Origin of the sequence: Nostoc sp., assembly GCF_036917775.1 — a bacterium.
Taxonomy (GTDB): domain Bacteria; phylum Cyanobacteriota; class Cyanobacteriia; order Cyanobacteriales; family Nostocaceae; genus Nostoc.
This window is the reverse complement of sequence record NZ_JBALEQ010000116.1, coordinates 33,306-52,752: the sequence shown is the minus strand read 5'-3', so window position 1 is coordinate 52,752 and position 19,447 is coordinate 33,306. Positions and strand designations below refer to the sequence as shown.

At 41.7% G+C, this 19,447-nt stretch carries 17 protein-coding genes; 3 read left to right on the top strand and 14 right to left on the bottom strand.

From position 1 onward, the window contains the following. Positions 1–94: 94 nt before the first annotated feature. Entirely contained in the window at positions 95–994 is a 900-nt protein-coding gene (locus V7K69_RS24260; protein WP_335039058.1) for a LysR family transcriptional regulator, read from the bottom strand. Between the two features lie 108 nt (positions 995–1,102). Between V7K69_RS24260 and V7K69_RS24255 the strand changes: the two genes are divergently transcribed. The 3 genes from V7K69_RS24255 to V7K69_RS24245 all read left to right on the top strand — a co-directional run bounded on the left by V7K69_RS24255 (position 1,103) and on the right by V7K69_RS24245 (position 3,886). Next, the gene (locus tag V7K69_RS24255) at positions 1,103–1,966 is read left to right on the top strand and encodes an NAD(P)-dependent oxidoreductase (protein WP_335039056.1); all 864 of its coding nucleotides are present in this window, start codon (positions 1,103–1,105) and stop codon (positions 1,964–1,966) included. Between the two features lie 166 nt (positions 1,967–2,132). Next, a complete protein-coding gene (locus V7K69_RS24250) occupies positions 2,133–3,191 on the top strand; it encodes a methyltransferase (RefSeq protein WP_335039054.1) in 1,059 nt (352 codons plus the stop codon). Between the two features lie 65 nt (positions 3,192–3,256). Further along, positions 3,257–3,886, top strand: coding sequence for a glutathione S-transferase family protein (locus V7K69_RS24245; protein ID WP_335039052.1), 630 nt, complete (start codon positions 3,257–3,259; stop codon positions 3,884–3,886). 144 nt (positions 3,887–4,030) lie between these two features. On the opposite strand, the gene V7K69_RS24240 is transcribed toward V7K69_RS24245, so the two are convergent. The 13 genes from V7K69_RS24240 to V7K69_RS24180 form a co-directional block, all read right to left on the bottom strand. Continuing rightward, the gene (locus V7K69_RS24240) at positions 4,031–4,633 is read right to left on the bottom strand and encodes a nucleotidyltransferase family protein (protein ID WP_335039049.1); all 603 of its coding nucleotides are present in this window, start codon (positions 4,631–4,633) and stop codon (positions 4,031–4,033) included. Then, a complete protein-coding gene (locus V7K69_RS24235) occupies positions 4,615–5,763 on the bottom strand; it encodes an XdhC/CoxI family protein (RefSeq protein ID WP_335039047.1) in 1,149 nt (382 codons plus the stop codon). The genes V7K69_RS24240 and V7K69_RS24235 overlap by 19 nt, the downstream gene beginning before the upstream one ends. A 129-nt stretch (positions 5,764–5,892) precedes the next feature. Continuing rightward, positions 5,893–7,047 (bottom strand): amidohydrolase family protein, encoded by a 1,155-nt coding sequence (locus tag V7K69_RS24230; protein ID WP_335039045.1) that lies wholly within the window; start codon positions 7,045–7,047, stop codon positions 5,893–5,895. 1 nt (position 7,048) lies between these two features. Further along, the gene (locus V7K69_RS24225; protein ID WP_335039043.1) at positions 7,049–7,486 is read right to left on the bottom strand and encodes an SRPBCC family protein; all 438 of its coding nucleotides are present in this window, start codon (positions 7,484–7,486) and stop codon (positions 7,049–7,051) included. A gap of 57 nt (positions 7,487–7,543) precedes the next feature. Then, a complete protein-coding gene (locus V7K69_RS24220) occupies positions 7,544–8,065 on the bottom strand; it encodes a DMT family transporter (protein ID WP_335039040.1) in 522 nt (173 codons plus the stop codon). 55 nt (positions 8,066–8,120) lie between these two features. Continuing rightward, positions 8,121–9,218, bottom strand: a complete 1,098-nt coding sequence (locus V7K69_RS24215) for an NAD(P)-dependent alcohol dehydrogenase (RefSeq protein WP_335039037.1) — start codon at positions 9,216–9,218, stop codon at positions 8,121–8,123. 98 nt (positions 9,219–9,316) lie between these two features. Then, positions 9,317–11,473 (bottom strand): xanthine dehydrogenase family protein molybdopterin-binding subunit, encoded by a 2,157-nt coding sequence (locus V7K69_RS24210; protein WP_335039035.1) that lies wholly within the window; start codon positions 11,471–11,473, stop codon positions 9,317–9,319. A 13-nt stretch (positions 11,474–11,486) separates the two neighbouring features. Beyond that, a complete protein-coding gene (locus V7K69_RS24205) occupies positions 11,487–11,957 on the bottom strand; it encodes a (2Fe-2S)-binding protein (RefSeq protein WP_335039033.1) in 471 nt (156 codons plus the stop codon). Positions 11,958–12,184: 227 nt separating this feature from the next. Beyond that, on the bottom strand, positions 12,185–13,612 hold the full coding sequence (locus V7K69_RS24200; RefSeq protein ID WP_335039030.1) for a hypothetical protein: 1,428 nt from the start codon (positions 13,610–13,612) through the stop codon (positions 12,185–12,187). Next, the gene (locus V7K69_RS24195) at positions 13,572–15,164 is read right to left on the bottom strand and encodes a hypothetical protein (RefSeq protein WP_335039027.1); all 1,593 of its coding nucleotides are present in this window, start codon (positions 15,162–15,164) and stop codon (positions 13,572–13,574) included. The genes V7K69_RS24200 and V7K69_RS24195 overlap by 41 nt, the downstream gene beginning before the upstream one ends. A 504-nt stretch (positions 15,165–15,668) precedes the next feature. Then, the gene (locus V7K69_RS24190) at positions 15,669–16,859 is read right to left on the bottom strand and encodes a calcium-binding protein (RefSeq protein ID WP_335039025.1); all 1,191 of its coding nucleotides are present in this window, start codon (positions 16,857–16,859) and stop codon (positions 15,669–15,671) included. An 893-nt stretch (positions 16,860–17,752) separates the two neighbouring features. Beyond that, positions 17,753–18,991, bottom strand: coding sequence for an ISAzo13 family transposase (locus tag V7K69_RS24185; protein WP_335039023.1), 1,239 nt, complete (start codon positions 18,989–18,991; stop codon positions 17,753–17,755). A gap of 319 nt (positions 18,992–19,310) precedes the next feature. Next, entirely contained in the window at positions 19,311–19,445 is a 135-nt protein-coding gene (locus V7K69_RS24180) for a hypothetical protein (protein ID WP_335039020.1), read from the bottom strand. Positions 19,446–19,447: the final 2 nt, after the last annotated feature.

Below are 19,447 nucleotides of genomic sequence, written 5' to 3'. Positions count from 1 at the left end.
AAAAATTCCTCTCCCAGACTAAATCTGTTAAATTAACAAAACAAATACCAATTTAGTAAAATCCTTAGCTGAGTTAGGTTCACCTAACAGAGTATTACTTAGCAATACATTTTCGTGTTAAAAAGTCAACCATGACTCGTACCTTATTTGGTAAATAAGTTTGACTAGGGTATAAAACCCACGCGGCTGTCTCGAAATCCGTCGCAGTCACATCATACTTTGGGAACAAGTCGATAAGCCTTCCTTGGGCTATATCTTCGTCAATCAGCCAATTGGCTAACAGTGCAGGTCCCATACCTGCAAGGGCACAATCACGAAGTCCTAAAGCATTTGATATCACCACATCGCCTTCAATAAATACTTCGCTGACTATTCCGTTACCGTCACGAAATAACCACCTTGACCGGAAGTCTGGTAAAGTGAAAAGCAAGCACTTATGAAATCTAAGATCGTCTGGAACATATAAGTACTTCTCACGCTCTAGATAGGCAGGGCTAACGCAAACTCGATAATGGGTGTTGAACAATTTTATGCAGATAACACCAGTCTGAATGTTTGGTCCGAGACGGATTGCTAAATCAACGCGTTCAGATACTAAATCAAGATTTGTATCTGTTAGTAATAACTCAAGTTTGAGATCCGGAAATAAATCCCGAAATTCTGGGAGTAAGGGCACAAGGTATTTATGACCAAATGCTACTGAGGTTGTGAGTCTCAAAGTACCGATAGGCCCAACACTGACTGCAAGGGCTTCGTCACGGGCTTGCTCTAGCTCATCTAACAGGGCATCAACGCGACACAGATAGAGATTTCCAGCCTCAGTTAGTGTCATGTGCCTTGTTGTTCGCTGGAATAAGCGTATGCCTAATTCTTCCTCAAGAGAGGCGATGACTCGCGATATAGATGAGGGATCTATGTTATGGTCTCGGGCAACGGCAGCAAAACTGCCCCGGCGGGCCACTTCAATGAAAATACGTAAGTTTTCCAAATCCATTCTTGTATATTATGCACGAATATAATGCAATAGCAACTATTGATACCATTTGATATATAAAGTAAGCTGATCTCCAAGAAAACAATCTTATGTCTAAGGAAATAATATATGTCTATAGTTGCTGTACTCGGTATGGGTGCGATGGGGTCACTCATGGCCGCAGCACTTTTAAAGGCAGGGCATGAGGTCAGGGTATGGAACCGAAGTCCAGAAAAGACACTTCCTCTTGTGGAGATAGGAGCTAAAGCTGCCGATACACCTCGTGCAGCTGTGAAGGAAGCAGACTTTGCTATCTGCATGGTGCGAGATGACAACGCTTCAAGGGATGTATGGTTAAATCCTGATACTGGCGCACTGGCTGGCTTGTCTAAAAACTCCGTAGCTATTGAAAGCTCAACAGTAACTGTTGCTTGGGCAAGGGAACTCGCAAAGCACTGTTCTCAGGACGGAATCACCTTCTTGGATGCACCTGTAGCTGGCTCCCGACCGCAGGCAAAAGCAAGCCAGTTAATTTACTTTGTTGGTGGTGAAGCTGATGCTGTTGCAAAGGCAGAGCCTATTTTAAAAGCTATGGGCAACGCGGTACATCATGCTGGCCCAAGTGGTAGCGGGGCAGCAGTCAAACTTGCTGTCAATGCGTTGTTTAGTGTGCAAGTTGCAACTGTAGGTGAGTTGATTGGACTCATACAACGTTGCGGACTAGATGAAATCAAGGTGATGGATATTGTATCTTCAACTCCGGTGTGTAGCCCGGCAGCAAAGGCAGCGGCGGGTGGAATACTGGCTCACAACTTTGCCCCAATGTTTCCTGTTGAGCTTGTGGAGAAAGATTTAGGCTATGTGTTTGATACAGCGAAAATAAATGGTGCGTTAGTGCCAATGGCAGAAACTGCTCGACGTGTCTTTACGGAAGCTATCAAGCAAGGTCACGGTGATGAGAACATCACTGCTGTGTCTCATCTATATCTGTAGTTGGCTTTGGTTTTTATAGTCAAGCTAAGTATGCAATGGAATATGGTGATAGGCAAAATTTACCATTCTACTTAATTTGTCTAACAACGCAAATATAAATTGGTAAATCTGCCTTTTTACTACATATTTACCACTACCCATTTTTGAAATTACTAGGAGAACAAAAATGACCCAAGCGATAAGTAAAGCTCAAATTAACAAGCTTCACAAACCAAAAACAGATGGTACACAGGTTTGGGATGTGATCGTTGGCCTGTACAATTACCCAACTTTACTAGTTGCTCATGAGCTAAAACTGTTTCCCTTGCTAGCTGAAAAACCACGCACTTTACAAGAAATTTCTCAAAGTCTTAACCTTGCACTAAGAGCAACTGGGACGCTTTTGTCTGTATGTGCATCTATGGATTTTATCCAACTAAAAGATGAGTACTACTCGCTTACAACCATTGCTTATGAGTATTTAATTGAAACTAGCCCTACTTCTTTTTGTGGGTATTTAGACTTGATGATTGCTAACGCTGATTCTTTCTCTTACGCGGGAGTGAAGAAAGCTATTTTGACAGATGCTCCTACTGTTTATGAGGGTGATTCTCTCTACGAAGTTCATGAACAAGAAGAAAAAGATCAAGTTACCCGCACTTTTACAAAAGCCATGCATTGCATTAGTATTCCTCCTGCCTTGGCGTGGCCCGAAAGTCTAGACTTATCTAGCAATAGATATATGCTGGATATTGCTGGGGGTTCTGGCGCTCACAGCATCGGTGCAACACTCAAATGGCCTGACTTGAAAGCGACGATTTTGGATATAGGACCAGTCTGCGAAGTCGCTCAAGAGTATATTGCTGAGTATGGACTATTAGAGCAAATCAGTACTGAAATTAGCGATATGTGGAATGATCCTTTCCCCTCTGCTGATTTGCACTTTTACTCGCTGATTTATCACAATTATGATTTTGAGAAAAATCGTTTTCTGACTAGAAAAAGCTTTGATAGTCTAGAGCCTGGTGGACGGATAATTATTCACCAGTGGCTATTTAACGATAATCGGACAGGGCCTTTAGCTACAGCAGCGTTCAATGTAATCATGCAGATTTGGTGCGCTGGCGGACAAGAATATTCAGGTCTGGAGTTATCTACCTTGCTGGCAGAGGTTGGGTTTATTGATATTGAGGTTAAACCGACATTTGGCTACTGGAGTATTGTAACTGGTCGAAAGCCAGAGTAAGCGATCGCCATAACACCGATTCAGTAATCAAAGATGATGGCTCAAAGCCGAGGAATTTGAAAATAATGACCAAACTCATAGTTTACGGAACTCCCCTCAGTACTTATGTTCGCACTGTCCGGTTGTTACTAGAATCCGCAGGTGTAGATTACACCCTTAAAGGAATTGATATCTTTACTGGAGAACACCAGTCAGCAGAGTATTTGTCCAAAAATCCTTTTGGAAAAATACCAACTCTGGAAGTCGATGGTGAACTGCTTTACGAAACAACAGCAATCACCGAATACCTCAATATAGTGTTTGCTGATGACAAGTTCACCCCATTTGAACCGATGCTCAAGGCGCGGATGCGTCAGATAATAGCGATTATTGATAACTATCTTTATGCTCCTTTTGGAACAATTGTGATTCAATGCTTGATTGTACCAAGTCAGGGCGGCAAGACAGATTCTGACTTGGTACAAAAGGCTGTAGTGCCTGTACAAAGGTCTATAGAGGCAATTGAATCGCTAGCTGTTGGTAGCCCGTATCTACTTGGCAGCCAACTAAGCATTGCCGATTTCTACGTAATTCCTATCTTCATCTACCTATCACAGACTTCGGAATTTGAGGCAATTACTGCTCAAACTCCGAAACTGCGGAGTTGGTGGGATAAGGTTAGTCAGCTTGAGAATGTGAAAAAAGTGGCTGTGTAATTTTAAATGGGGTTGTATGCAACAGCTTACAACCCTTAACTATTTATATGCTGTATTATAAATACTAAAATCCCGTCCCATTTTTTATCGAAACGACTTGCTACGCGCAGCGTCTCATAGAAAGCATCTTGATTCTGACCGGAGCTATTCTGAATTCTTCTTCAACAAAAGCTGCTCGTAATCGTCTGGAGTATCTAAGTCGAATCCACCTTCTGGGAAAGGAATTGCTAAAACTTCTCCAAGATATTTTTTAATTACCTGTCTTGCACCATCCGTACCACTGAGTGCGGTTAGTTTTGCAAATAAAGTGCGGTTAAATAATGCAGGAACACCTAGAGTATTTGCATATTGTGAAGCAACAATTGGCTTAAGAGTAGTTTCGTGAACTTCAACAAGTTTATTGATGAGTTGAGGTGAAATAAAAGGTTGATCGCATACCATCAAAACAACAGCTTTTGCTTCTTTTTTGATGATATTAAGGGATTCTATACCAACACGAATAGAGCTACTTATTCCCTCACCACAAAGGGGATTTTCTACAATATGTACTTGTTCTGATTTAATCTCTGGTTTGATAAGTTCAGAATATGCCCCTAATACAACAATAATTGGGTGGCAAACTGAAGCATTTGCCACATCAACTACATGGCCAATCAAACTCTGTTCACCGTAACGTAGAAGTTGTTTTGGCGTTCCCATCCGAACTGATGCACCAGCAGCAAGAATAATTAGACCGACATCAGACATGTGATTTCCTCTCCATGAATTGAGCCAAGTCTTGCCCTAAGCATTCCACCAGCGCGATTTGCCAGCACTGCTTGAATTTCTGCTACGATTGAGAGCGCGATCGCTTCTGGTGAATCTCCACCAATATCAAGACCCACAGGAGCGTAAAGACGTTGCAGTTGTGTATCTTTTGGCAAAAATCCCTCAGACTTGAGGTCTTGTAGCAATCGCTGAGTACGGCTTTTAGGGCCAAGAATACCAATGTAGGATACAGAGGATGGTAACAAGGTTCGCAACAGTGCCAAATCACTCTCATACCTATGAGTCATAACTATAGCAACTGTGCGTGAATTCAGATTGAGGTGGTTTTGAATTGTTTGAGGTTCGCTAAAAATAATTTGGTCTGCATTGGGAAAACGTTCAAATGTGATGTAGCCTGGTCTGTTATCGACAACTGTGACCTGCCAACCTTGGTGTTTGGCAAGATTGACAACTGGGATGGCATCATGGCCTGCACCAAAAAGTACCAAAGGAACAATAGGATGAATCACTTCTAGGAAGACTCCAGCAATACCACTGGGAAGAATATAAGACTTTACCCGCGATTCCCCTTGGTTGAGTACTTGTTGGACATCTACCAAAATCTGCTCCACAAGTAATTTATCTTCAATATTATTAATAACAGTACCATCTGGCTTTAAGAACAATCGAGATGCTACTTTGGCGATGATTTCTCCACTCACTTTAAATACAGTAGCCATGACCCCCGATTGCCCATGCAGACATTCAGCAATAAAATCTAGCTGACCTTTGGCTAATTGGTTAGAAAGCGGCTCGATGAGTACCTCAACTACACCATTACAACCAAGACCAAATCCCCAAACAATATCATCGCTAGCAGTAGTATCATAGTTGACAACAACCGGAACTCCATCAGCAAACATCAGGGCTTGGGCTTTTTCAAACACATCACTTTCTAAGCAACCACCGCTCACACAGCCAATCATTTGCCCTTCTTCAGTCAGCAGCATCCTAGCACCTGGGCGACGATAGACAGAGCCACTAGTTTTGACAACGGTGGCTAGAGCAGTAAGTTCACCTTTCTTTTGAGCAAAGTCAAAAGCTGCGAGGATGTTTTGAAGTTCTTTCATGGGTGCTGTAGAGAAGGCAGGAGATAGAAGATATTCGGACTTCTTAATTTTTCAGTAAAGCACAAACTTTTGAAAACGAACGTAAAAATAAGGGTTTCAGCCATCGTGAATGACGATCTGACACCACACCTACTCATACTTTACATCGGTTTTCAGTTTAAACAAATTTTCTGCGTTCAAATAGTATATTTTTTTTCTATCAACATCGCTCATAGGTGTACTATCTATACCTTCAACTGCTTTGGCTGTCGATTCATACGGATAGTCAATCGCAAATAATATGCGGTCGGAACCTAATACTGAAAGGGCAAACGTCAAAGCTGGAGACCAGTTTACCCCACTGGTGGCAACAACAAAGTTATCCATGAAATATTCGCTTGGTTTTTTTTGCCGCTTTTTTGCTTGATTCGAATCATCCATTTTTGTCCAAGTTTCATTAGCAAAACGACCGTCAATCCGGGAAAGCCAAAACGGTATACCTTCGCCTAAATGCCCTAGAATAAATTTAAGTTTGGGAAAGTGATCAAATAAACCACTTAGGATTAAACGCATCGCGTGGGTGCTAGTCTCGACAGCAAAGCCCCAACCAGCACCTTCGAGACCGTATGAGAGAAAAGGTTTTATCATATCTGGAGAAGGTGTTCTTGGATGTAAGTAAATTGGTATATCCAATGCTTGGGCAGCTTCAAATATTACCCAATATTTTGATTGATCCAAATACTCCCCGTGAGTGTGAGAATTAATTATTGCACCTTTGAGACCCAGATATTTTACTGCTCTTTCCAACTCGTGGGCAGCCTCATTCGGTGCTTGGGGCGCTACTGCGGCAAGCCCGGCATACCGATGTGGGTAAGCAGAGATGAATTCAGCTAGTTGGTCGTTGCTCTTTTTGGCGATATCTACGGCTTTGTTGGTACTGAATACTTGAACACCCGGCGACGTGATTGACAATATCTGCATATCAATTCCATTTTGATCCATGTCACGAATGCGACTATCTCCCACATCAGTGAGGCGATCGCGGATCTCTTTAGTTGCAGGGCTATTCAGAAACGGTTTGTACAATTTTTGGAATCCAGGTTCTTTTTCTGAATTAGTAGCAAGGAGTTTGCGCCACTCATCAAATAATTCTGGAGTTGCAAAAGCCTCTTCAATCGCAATTTTTTTGCTGAACTTAGTAGTATTGTTGCTAACTGGGGATGCGGGTGTCGCCAACGGACTCACCACCGCAGCAACGGACAGATCCATTGCTGTTTTCAAAAAAGCTCGTTTGCTAAAATCCATATTAGCTGCTGAAAATTTTGTTTAAGGCATCAAAACCGACTTGAAACACCTGTTCGAGATTCTGCCGTAATTCGGTTTCTTCTTCAGGCAAGCATTTAAAGTCTGCGAACCATTCGATATAAGTGCGATCGCCATCTGTAATTGGTAACAGCCGTATAGTACAAATGTAGTCTTCCATCGGCTTATTAGGCTCTAGCAGGGAATAGGTGCAGACATATTTTTGATCGTCAAGTCCTAGTAATTGCTCCCGCAGGTTCAGTCCATCTTCACGATTAAAACTACGGATACAGCCTATTTTGTTGCTAGGCTCACCATTTTCTATCTGGCTGTCGATTACAGACGGATACCAATCAGGTAGGCCATTAAAGTCGCGGATTTTCGCCCATACTTGTTCAACCGATGCGTTGATTACAGAACTGGTTGTAACGTTTACTAGCATTTCATTCCTAGACTAACTCTGCTTAAGATGAGTTTAATTGAGGGTAGATTATTGCTGCTAAAGGCTGGCATCAAAGGTCTTTAAGAAATTAGGTAGCCAACTGATTTCTTTAACATTAGAAAATGTAACTAGCCCTACACCTGCGATCAAGAAGATGATACCGACAATTTTTTGGAGCGAAATCGGGTCTTTAGGAGACTCTAAGATACCTAGATGGCTGACCACTGCTGCCATCACCACCTGACCCAACACAAACAAAACAAAGAAAGTACTAGCTCCCAAACGGGGAATCAAGGTGGTGGTTCCGAAGACTAACAAAGCACTAAAGACACCACTGAGATATAGATGGATGGGAACATTTTTGAATTTTGAAGCGATCGCTAACCCATCGATGTTTGATGTCAACAGCAAGGTTATCGACAAAGCTATAAAGGTGGTAGCCAGACCCATAAAAAAGAAAGCTATATTGGCTAGAATTGGCGAACCTACATACCGAGCCACAGAGCTATTCATTGGCAGATAGATGGGGGTAATGGCTCCCATCAAGAAGGCACCTACTATAAAGACTATAAATTGCATGACTGAGATTTCCTTTTCCTTTGTATTAACTTCAAAAGCCGTAAAGGACGGCTGATTATGATATTTTCAGGACTGGCTTGATTGCCTTGCCCGCTTTAGTATCCGCTACAGCTTTGTTGATATCCTGGAAATCATAAACGGTAATTAAACGTTCAAAGGGAAAGCGCCCTTGCTGATTTAATTCCAGTAATGTCGGCAAAAACGTATTTGGTACTGAAGACCCCTGAATAATTCCCCGCAAATTTGCTGCACGTTTAAAAACCTGCGTGGGTGAAAACGGATATTTCTCGCCAAAATGAGGCGCAATCACCATACCGCATTCGCCACCAGTCGCTAAACAGTCAATGGCATCATTGAGCGCTTGTTCATTCCCGGAGGTTTCCAGAGTATAGCGAACACCATGAGGCGCAATCTCCTTGATTCGTTCGGCAACTCTCCCGTCTTTGGCATTCAATACATGGGTGGCACCCAACTCCAGCGCCAGATTTAAGCGTTCTTCCACCACATCAATAGCAATCAATGGCCACGCACCGACTAGTTTACCCGCCATAATCGCACTCAAACCGACAGCACCAGCACCAAAAACCGCCAGTCCGTCTCTGGGGCCGACTTTAAAGGTATTAAGAATAGAACCCGCTCCGGTTTGAACCCCACAAGGAATGGCTGCCAACCTCTCAGCAGCCTGATCGCTATTCACTGGCACGACATTGCGCTCCACTGTAATTGAGTGGGTAGCGAAGGAGGACTGCTGAAAAAATGCACCGGAAATCCGCTCTTTGCCCAACTTAATCGTATGAGAGCCATCTAAGCGAGTACCAGCAAATCCCAAGGGGATGTGATGATCGCAGAAATAAGGCTGACCCTCCAAACACCCATGACAAGTACCACACCAGGGATAAGAGATGATTACGCGATCGCCTGGTTTAACTCGGCTAACACCCGACCCCACAGCTTCCACGATCCCTGCACCTTCGTGACCTAACACAACTGGCATTTTCATAAGATTTTGCGCCACAAAATCTGTATGACAGATGCCGCTAGCTTGATTACGAACCAATATTTCGTTGCTGCGTAAATCATCGAGTTCAATAGTCTCGAATGTAAATTGCCCCTGGGGTTCGTGGACTACAGCAGCAGTTGTCGTTGTGGTCATTTTGCCTCCTGGTTAGCTGTAAAGAAAATTCGTGAGTGATGTGTCTTAAATCGGTATGCTATGCAGTCACACTGATTTATCTATGCTTGCTGTAACTTTTATGCGTTTATGGGTAATCGCCGAATCCGTTTGCCTGTGGCCGCAAAAATCGCGTTGCATACCGCAGGTGCGATGGGGGGTGTGGAAATTTCACCCACACCGCTAGGTTTTTCTGTGTTCTGCACAATATAAACTTCGACCTTGGGCATTTCATTCATCCGCAGTACGGGATAATCGTGAAAATTACTTTGCTGTACACGACCGTCTTTAAAGGTAATCTCTCCATACAAGGCGGCGGATAAGCCATAGACAATGCCCGATTCCATTTGGGCCCGCACAGTGTCAGGGTTGACCACAATGCCACAATCAACAGCACAAACTACTCGGTGAACACGAGGTTGTCCGTCGGGGGTGACGGATACTTCGGCAATCTGGGCGACGGTGCTGCCAAATGATTTATGTAGGGCTAGTCCTTGGTGTACACCGACTGGAAGCTTGCGTCCCCAACCTGCTTTTTCAGCAGCGAGTTCCAAGGTGGTTCGGTGTCGTGGTTGCTCACCCAGCATGGAAAGCCTGAATTCAAGCGGATCTCGGTCGGCGGCGGTGGCCAATTCATCTAAAAAAGACTCGACAACAAAGGCAGTAAAACTGTGACCAACTGAACGCCACCACAATACTGGTATACCATTATCAACAGGGTGATAGTCTACCAGTTGGTTGGGAATTGCATAAGGGTGATCTGCCCCTTCAATTGAAAGGTGATCAATGCCTTCATGAATCAATAATTTTTCAAAGGGAGTACCCTTGCCAATTGACTCACCAATCAACCGATGAGACCATGCAGTAATCTTGCCATTTTTATCAAGCCCGGCAGCAATTTTACTGTAATGCACTGGTCGATAATAACCCCCACGGATATCGTCTTCCCGTGTCCAGATTACTTTCACCGGCTTGTTAATGGCTTTGGATAGTTGCACGGCTTCTTTGACGTAATCTCCATGTGGATTAGAGCGTCGTCCAAAAGAACCTCCTAGTAAAGTTGTATGAATCTGAACTTGTTCGGGCTTTAGTCCGGTAATTGCACAGGCAGCTTGTTGATCGGTTGTGTGCATCTGTGTGCCTGTCCAGATATCGCAACTGTGCGATCGCACGTCAGCTACACAGTTTAATGGCTCCATCGGTGCATGGGCTAGATAAGGTGTTTCGTAAACAGCTTGGAGCTTTTTCGCTGCTGCATCAAGTGCAGGTGTGAATTCGCCCGTTTTTCGCACCACTAGCCCTGGATTGTTTGCTAGATCAGCATATTTGCTCTGTAAACCTTCAGACGAAAGCTCGGCATTAGGGCCTTCATCCCATGTGATTGTGAGGGCATCACGCCCTTTTTTAGCAGTCCAAAAGCTATCGGCCACAACTGCTATACCCATATCCAGCACTACCACACGCTTTACACCTGCAACAGCTTTGGCTGCTTCAGCGTCAAAATGTTGCAAGCGACTACCAAAAACTGGCGGCCGCGCAATCAGAGCAATCAGCATTCCGGGAACTTGGACATCGATTCCGAATACCGCTTTTCCCTTAACCTTATCAGCAGTGTCCAAGCGCTTGATTGGCTTACCAATCAGTTTGAATTCACTGGGTTTTTTGAGTGTAACGTTTTCTGGCACAGGCATTTGGGCGGCGCGATCGGCTAATTCTCCAAAAGATAAGCGGCGATCGCTAGCTGGATGTAAAATATAACTTTTTTCAGCAATACAACTCTTTGGTGACACATCCCAGGTTATGGCAGCCGCAGCAATCAACATTTCTCGTGCTGTAGCACCAGCGAACCGCAGTTGCTCCCAGGTGGAGCTAATGCTAGTGCTAGCGCCAGTGCCTTGATAATTTTTCCATACTGTATGGTCATAGTCGGGATGCACGGGGGCAGATTCAATGCGAATTTTGTCCCAATCGGCTTCGAGTTCTTCAACGAGTATCATCGGTAAAGAAGTATAAACCCCTTGCCCCATTTCAACTTTATGGACAATAATCGTCACAGTATTATCCGGTAGAATACGGATAAAGGCGTTGGGCTTTGACAGGGGCTTGGTTGGATTAGCTGGAGAGGTTGCGGCCTCCACGCGGCTAGTCGGTGGCAGATAAAACCCAAGAAACAAACCTGCTCCCACTGCGCCAGATGCCTTGAGAAAACTGCGCCGCGTAGTTGTATTGTTTTCCATTCTGACAACCTCCTTAACTTTGCTGGCTCAACAACTCGGAAGCTCTATGAATGGCGGCTCGGATGCTTTGATAAGTACCACAACGACAAATGTTACCAGACATTGCAGCATCAATATCAGCATCCGTGGGTTGGGGATTTTCAGAAAGCAACGCCGCAGCAGAGAGCATCTGCCCTGACTGACAATATCCACATTGTGGTACATCAAGTTCTGTCCAAGCTCGTTGAACTGGGTGATCGCCGATCTCCGAGAGTCCTTCTATAGTTAAGATATCTTGATTGATAATTGCTGATACTGGTGTCACACATGAACGAATCGGAATACCGTTGAGATGTACTGTACAGGCACCACATTGCGCCATCCCACACCCGAATTTAGTCCCATTTAGCCCAAGATGATCCCGAAGCATCCATAAAAGTGGAGTGTCTTCGGTGACATTAACCTCTCTATTTTCTCCATTCACTTTTAAATTTATAGTTGCCATATTAATTAATTATTAACCTCTCTTTAACTATCTATACTTTTATTAGGAATTACGCACTCTATAAACTAATTCTGTTGTGTATCAACGTCAAGAAAACCATTTTTTTATGGGAAATACAGCTATGCTGTAGGGGAAATTCATATATTACCCCTACAACAGATGTAATTTTCAAATCATCTATTTAACTTTACCAAAACTATGATCCATGAATATGCTTTTCCAAACTGTTATTTATCAATGTGAACTTTTTGGAAAAGTGGTGTGTCACAAGACCCTATAGGACGCATTCGCAATCCAGCCTCAATCAGCCCAAACACAGTCTTTGGTGAATTTATTGCGGTTGATTCAGCATTATCTTGAAAACGAGCGATCGCATCCGGCAATCTGAGTTCTGGACTAAACAACATATCCAATTTGCCTATTCTATCGAATGCAGATAATGAGTATGCAGCCACCATATAACTGGAGCCATAAGTACTTTCGAGATAATGGTCTGAACTAAATATCTGGGCTGCACTATTTGAGAATATTGACCAAATAGAGGGATGAAGTATATTAGGACATCCTAACTGGCAAGCCAAATGAATCAAGTAAGTGCATCGTAAATAAGCATCAACTCGGAAGCCATCTGTTGATTGTATATATCCTTCCATACAGTGATGAAAGAATGTAACTATATCAGGCACATAAATATCAAGCACTCCGAGATTATCTAATCCATAGATAAAAAATGTGATCTGCGAAGCTTGTGAAGCAGGCGAGAGCGTATGATAAAGCGATACAGCTTGTTTTACCCAGTCCCTCTTATAAGTTAGATAATCAGGACAATCCAACACAGCAATTGCATTGAGGATGAGCGAGAGCGGAAATAGATAGTAATCCGATCCCTCATGAACTCCATCTGAATCTCGTTTTAATGAATCACTTAACTCCAAATCAAAGATATCTAAAAGAGTCTGAAGATGATTTTGCTCTCCTGTACATACTTGCTCTCTGCAACCGATGATGGCCAAGACGGTAAAAATAATCGCGGAACCTCTACCACGGTAAAAGATATCAGAGATAGTTGTAGCCAATTGCAAAGCTTTATCAGTATAGGTATCACCATTTTGCTGCTTTAATACTAACAAGTCGGTAAACTCTGTTTGCCCTACAGCCAAGAGCAGATTAGCGAACAACTGTAATTGCTCATAACGAAGCTTATCGCTGGATAAGTTCAATTGTGCAACTTGCTGTAATGCCCTTTTTAGATGCCAATGAACAAGATTTCGATAGGGTTCAAGCTGACCAAGCTTGACTAAACTTTCAGTTAATAAAGCACAAGCACGTGCGTATTGCCAAGGTTCGCTGGGTAACTGGTCGATCGCGTTTTTAAACTCATTATGCGATCGCTCTTGAGCGACGCAACTATTCAACGATATAGCTTCACATCTTGCCACAACACCATTAAGCAAATGATGGGCAAATGTATTGTAACTGGTGTTATGTTTTCGAGATAGTGCAAGACTTATTTTGAGCAACCGATCCGATTTCTCCGGATCAAAGCCTGTTGCTTCTTGTCCGATTCCTAAGCCGTGAACGCACCAGTGCCAAGGCGTTGGAAAAATCCGCCGTTCATTGAGCAGCCCTTTGAAACACTGGCGCTGACCGATCATCTGATTGATTTGCGGCGAAATTTTCGGGAACTGCATAATCTAAAGGTGCTTTTACTGTTGCTGGTTCATGGTTGAAAATCTGGAAATTAGGAACCGGGATGCCGTGGAATTCATCTATCTTTCCTTCGAGCATATCTAGAGTTAAATTAAGCCACTTGATCCCTTCAACGTAGATTGCTAATGGACGTTTTTGGTGATGTGCATTGTCAATCAAAACACCATCGTTGTTCTTGCTGAAGTGGTACGGGGGCATTGCCGCAAAATGGGTACCCATAAGGAAAACAAAACGTATGAGCCAGTTAGGATCGTTCTGATTTACATCTGAATCTGGATTGTCCAACTTCCAAGCAGCAGTCATGACTTCGGCGAAGTGTTCTTCTATACCTTTGTATGAGCGTTCGTATGGGTTTTCTTCATCAAAAGCGATCAAAATATGGGGTATTTCTCTGTGGAGTTGGTAGGCAAGATCAAAATACTCACCGTGAATCTTATCATAATTGCCCAGACTATTATGCCAAGGCTTGTTGTCGTACATCGGATCATCAGCATTAGTATCAACACCGTTCTCATAAAATCCAATAGCACGCGGATCGAGAAAACGAATCTCTATATCTTCAGCAGTAAACGGAGGGTTTGTGACACACAGGTTGTCATAATGTCTCAACAATGGCTCGATATTACCAATTTTGATATTCTCCGTATTTGTATCACCCATAACCAGAGAGTGGAACTTCGGCTCTAAAATCGAATGGTAAATTGGATTTTCTCGAAACTCTCTGAGCAGGCGAGGCAAGTTACGCATTCTCTTGCCGTTAATCATAATGTCTTCGCTTTTTAGCAGGCTGTCATTGAAAGTTTTCGGTGCTGTTTCCTGCGCGAGAGCAAGACGCTTTTCAATTTTGGTGAAATACGATTGCTCCAAAGTAGGCTGTGACATTTTGCGCCGACGCTGACTGTGAATCTTTTCATTCAGCAGCCGGAAAATCACGCAATAGAGTGCGGCTACGATTTCCTTGGGCGGATTACATCTTCTGACAAACTGGCTAACTTCGATGCCAGGAACAAAAGTCATGTCGTAAATATATTCGTAGATTGTAGATCCATCCTCTGTTACTGTTTGTTCACGCTCAATCACATTCAATACTTGAGGAAAAAGAGGCTTAACTAAGTCTGGCAGATTCATCAAGTATTGAGTCTGACTCTTGGCTTTCGCACAAGGAGGCAACATTACATTGGTACCTTCCCGTTCCCATTTTGGGGTAATCAGACGTTCACTTAACACCTTACGAACAAATTTTCCACTACCTCTTTTTTCTAAAAAGAGGGTCATAGATTCGCTTCCTCCATATCCAAATCCTAAAAAAGCCTCATCAGCATTTAAATAATTAGTCAGCTCATCTGGAGTTAAATGCTTAACAAGTACATCGCAATATTCACGGATATCGCAATGTTGTTGGGCAAGACCCAAAGTCTCAGGCATAACTTCTAATTTCTTAGTTTCACGATTATGTTTCGGTTTAGTTTCTTGAAAAGACTGATCTTGGCGTTTCATAAATTTTATGTGCTATTGAAGTGCTATTAATGGGAATAACTAATGTGCAATCTGAGCGTCTGAAGTTCCTCACGTTATCCGCCAAACATACATACAATCTACGTTAATATGATTCCCGAAATGCTTGAAAAAACCTCAAATTATTTGTTTATAAATATTTTTGTTTTTCGCGCCTTATATCCCTCCACTGAATTTTATACTCAAATTCAGTGGAGGGATATAAGGCGCAATATTTTAAAAAATTCTCCTTTACCCAAACCATATTAAGAAGTTTTATAAAAAGTGAAAGCTTTGATATTTCAACAGGAAAATGCTGTACTGCGAAAGCAAATGTCAGGGCTATAACTGACAAAAATCAACAGATTAACGTATGTGCAATGGTGTTTTTACCATTACACATACTAATTTTTTAACATTAGCGTCAGCTTCCATGCGATCGCTAGAAAACTAGAGAATATTGCCGAGATAGCCTCTTTTTGTTTTTATTGCAGTCAGTAAACCAAGTTAAATGAAAGAGAACTGGTTAGTATTATTAAGATTGAAATTCGTAGCCGATTGTCCTTCAATTAAACCTATAAGTTCAGGAGAAGTGTTTGAACCACCAGTGAAGAATATAGATGTACCACGTGGAAGACTACCAACAGATTTAACCAATAAATAATCTGATGCTGAACCTTTAAGTTCGATAGTATCAAAACGAGATTGAAAATCTTTGATAATAGCGTAATCTTGGTTTCCAGCAGACGATGGATTGCCGTCATTATAGTAAACAGCGTTTTTGTCACCGAGAACGAAGGTATCTTTTCCTTGACCACCTGTAAGAATGTCAATCTCACCCTTTCCAAAGCCCGAAGTACCAACAATCGGATTCACACCATTTAGTCTATCTGCTCCCGCACCACCATTCAAGGTGTCACTTCCACCACCACCAATCAAGGTGTCACTTTCAGCACCACCAGTCAGAACATCGTTGCCATCACCACCATCGAGATTATCATTCCCGATACCACCAGTCAGAACATCGTTGCCATCGCCACCTTCGATATTATCGTTCCCGGCACCACCATTCAGAATGTCATTACCATCAACTCCAAACAGCAAGTCGTTACCTGCTTCGCCAAAAGCCTGATCATCTCCCCTACCACCAACGATTAAATCGTTCCCGGTTCCACCATAGAGAGTATCGTTACCATCTTCACCAGTAAAAAAGTCATCCCCACCACCACCAGAAACAAAGTCATTACCGTCTCCTCCATCAATACCGTCAACGCCATTACCACCAAAAATGACATCATCGCCAGCACCGGCAATAACTGCGTCCAATTCGCCCTCAAAGCCTTGAAGATAGATAGCATCATTGCCATCACCACCAATGATAGTATCGTTGCCAAGGCGATCTGTGATGATATCGTTGCCAGGCCCACCGTCAAGAACGTCATTTCCTCCACCACCATCTATAGAATCATCTCCTACTTGTGCAGCGACCAGATCATTACCATCACCACCATTGATCGTATCGTTGCCTTCTCGAGTAGGAATAATGTCATTCCCACTACCTGCATTAACAAAGTCGTTTCCAGAGCCAGTGGCGATCAAGTCATCCCCTGCAAAGGCAAAAACGGTGATATCATCCTTTGAGCTTATGAGTAGGAAAGAATCATTTTGTTCGGTTCCGCTAACAAATTGGCTTGCCATTTCTGCTTTTTACCTCTTGTAGATTGTTGTTACAAAAAATTAGAATTTGCACACTGAAGCTACTAACATAGAAGTCTTTCAATGCGTAAGTCTTGATAAAAGTAGACAAAATTTATCTTACTAAAATTTCACTTTAGCTAGAGAAATTCAGTAGGATTATAGCAATAACTGTAGCTATTGCTTTGGGAGAGCTAATAGTTAATAAACTACTAGCTTTAGAGGATTACTAAATTGGGAACTACTCTCGTTAAATGGAGCTACTTGATTGAAAAGACAAGGCTGAGAATCAGGAACAGTAGTAAGCAATGCTAACCGTTGAATCTAGTTAACTATTGTTTTCTATTGCGAAATACATATTTACAAGATTACAATAGCATAAACAAATAGGACTATTCAATCAATATTGGTCTATTAGTAATCGCGCAGAAATAACTTACTTCTTTTAGAAGGTTGTTAACTCTTAAAAATATGTCAAATTAGATACTTGTAAAAGTATTGGGAGATTATAATTGGGGTTGGATTACCAAAAATGATATTCCACAAAACCGAAAATTTCATAGTGGTGAAAAAATAGTAGTCTATGATATAGTTTTGCAAGAGTCTGAAAAAGTTCATCGCTTTTGATAACTTGCTAAAGGGGAATTATGAATTAGCCAGTGCAAACACATCTAAATAAGCTGTTACGTATATAACTTGCACCATCAGGGTGGAGGCATCTTGCCCACCCCACAATCATATTGAAAATATTAGTGCAAATTAAAGGCACAACAGCTTATTGACTAACCTAGATAAGAGTCAATTCATCAATATCCTTATCAAATATGACTTTCACTAAACTAAATATTACTTTCTTCAGTAATATTTATTATGAATAAGTGTTAGACCTAGATTTTTCACGAGTGAGAGAAGCCGAAAGAGTTGTGAGGTAAAAATCGGAAGTTCCAATTATTATTAAATTCAGGCTTTTCTAGGGTGACTCTTGACAATTCTTTGTCAGTGATACTTGTATCTATTTGATACTTGTTTTCATTTGGTGGTGTTTTAAGTATGAGTTCTTTATTGATGGTAGTACTAATTAAATTAATTACTACTTCTTTAATAGTTAGTGGTTTGCCTCTCCAGTTTTCTGCAATCAGATAGAACATACGATGTTCTATTTTGTTCCACTTACTTGTAGCAGGCGGAAAATGTGCAAACTGAATGATAAGTCCAAATTCGTTAGCAAGTTTCTGGAGTTGGGTCTTCCATAACTGTAAGCAATACTCGTCGGTCTCACTACAGTCTGCCGTAATCAACAATTCTGTAGCATTTATGTAAATTTTTTTACCTATATCTTGCCACCATCGATGAATTGACTCAACAGCAAACTCGGCAGTTTCATTATTGATACTTAAGTGTATCCACTCCTGGTTTGTAGTCAAATTATAAACTTGATCTGGAAGAACTTTTAAGAGTTCTTGCTCATAAGAAAAATCAGTTTCATTGTTTATAAAGTTTTTTTCTACTTGCCGTTCTTCCAGGTTATCTTTATAGTTATTAAAAATTTGTTTTTTATTTGTGCAAAGTGAAATTATAACTTGACCTCTGGCTTGGAAATTTTCTATTTGGTTGCATATATATTGAAATTGAATATTCCGGTCATAGTAAGAATCTCTTTCTTTATTTTTACGGTTATTTTGTAGACTGTAGCCAAGTTGATACAATAAAGAAGCAACTTTCCTAGCACTTATTACATGACCCTTATTTCGCAATTTTTCAGCTATTTTTGTGGTGCTTTCACAAGTCCAACTTAGGGGTGATTTTGAATTTCCACAATTCACTGGTTGAATCAATGACTCCAGGTCTGGAATTAAGTTTTTGTCAGTATCTAGCAGACGTTTTCTACCACCTCCTTTACATCGGATTTTCTCCTTAAATTTGGTATTTTTTGTTTGAGGATCTGGCTCAATTTCAAGTTCATGGATTCCGACTCGAATCGTTTTTGGTGACAAACCTGTTGCTTGAGAAACTTGCGTAATTCCACCTCTACCGAATGCGGTAGCTTCTGCGGCAGCCCACAGACGTATTGATCTCTCATTCAGATGAGGGTAAAGGGAATCAAACTTACGTTTAAGTAATTCTTTTGCTGACATATCATGAATCCTGATATCTTAAACAGCTAGAAACTTATCAGATATTGTTTAAGAATTTATGCAAGTATTGTTTAAGGATTTGATTTATGCAAGTTTCGTCATGAAATGAACGAATGCCACTAATAAAAGCCGAAGCGCTTGTAATCAAAGAATTTTTAATCGCTTGGATAATTGATAGAGGAGTTTAGCGCTATTTTATATCTCTGATATATCTCTGAATAGAGAAAAATAATCTGCTGACCTGAGTGCTGATGGAGAAAAGCTTATCCCTTGTCTAGTTAAGCTTTTCAGTGATTTGTGCTATTAAGTAGTGGATGGATTAGGCGATCGCTATTTCTTGCAGAGATTGTCCGAATATTTCTTGTAGGTAGAAAAATGGCCTTATATTTGCATTGTTAACTTTTGGTTTACTCAAAATGTAGTGCATAATTAAATCGCAATTTAAAATTTGCATAA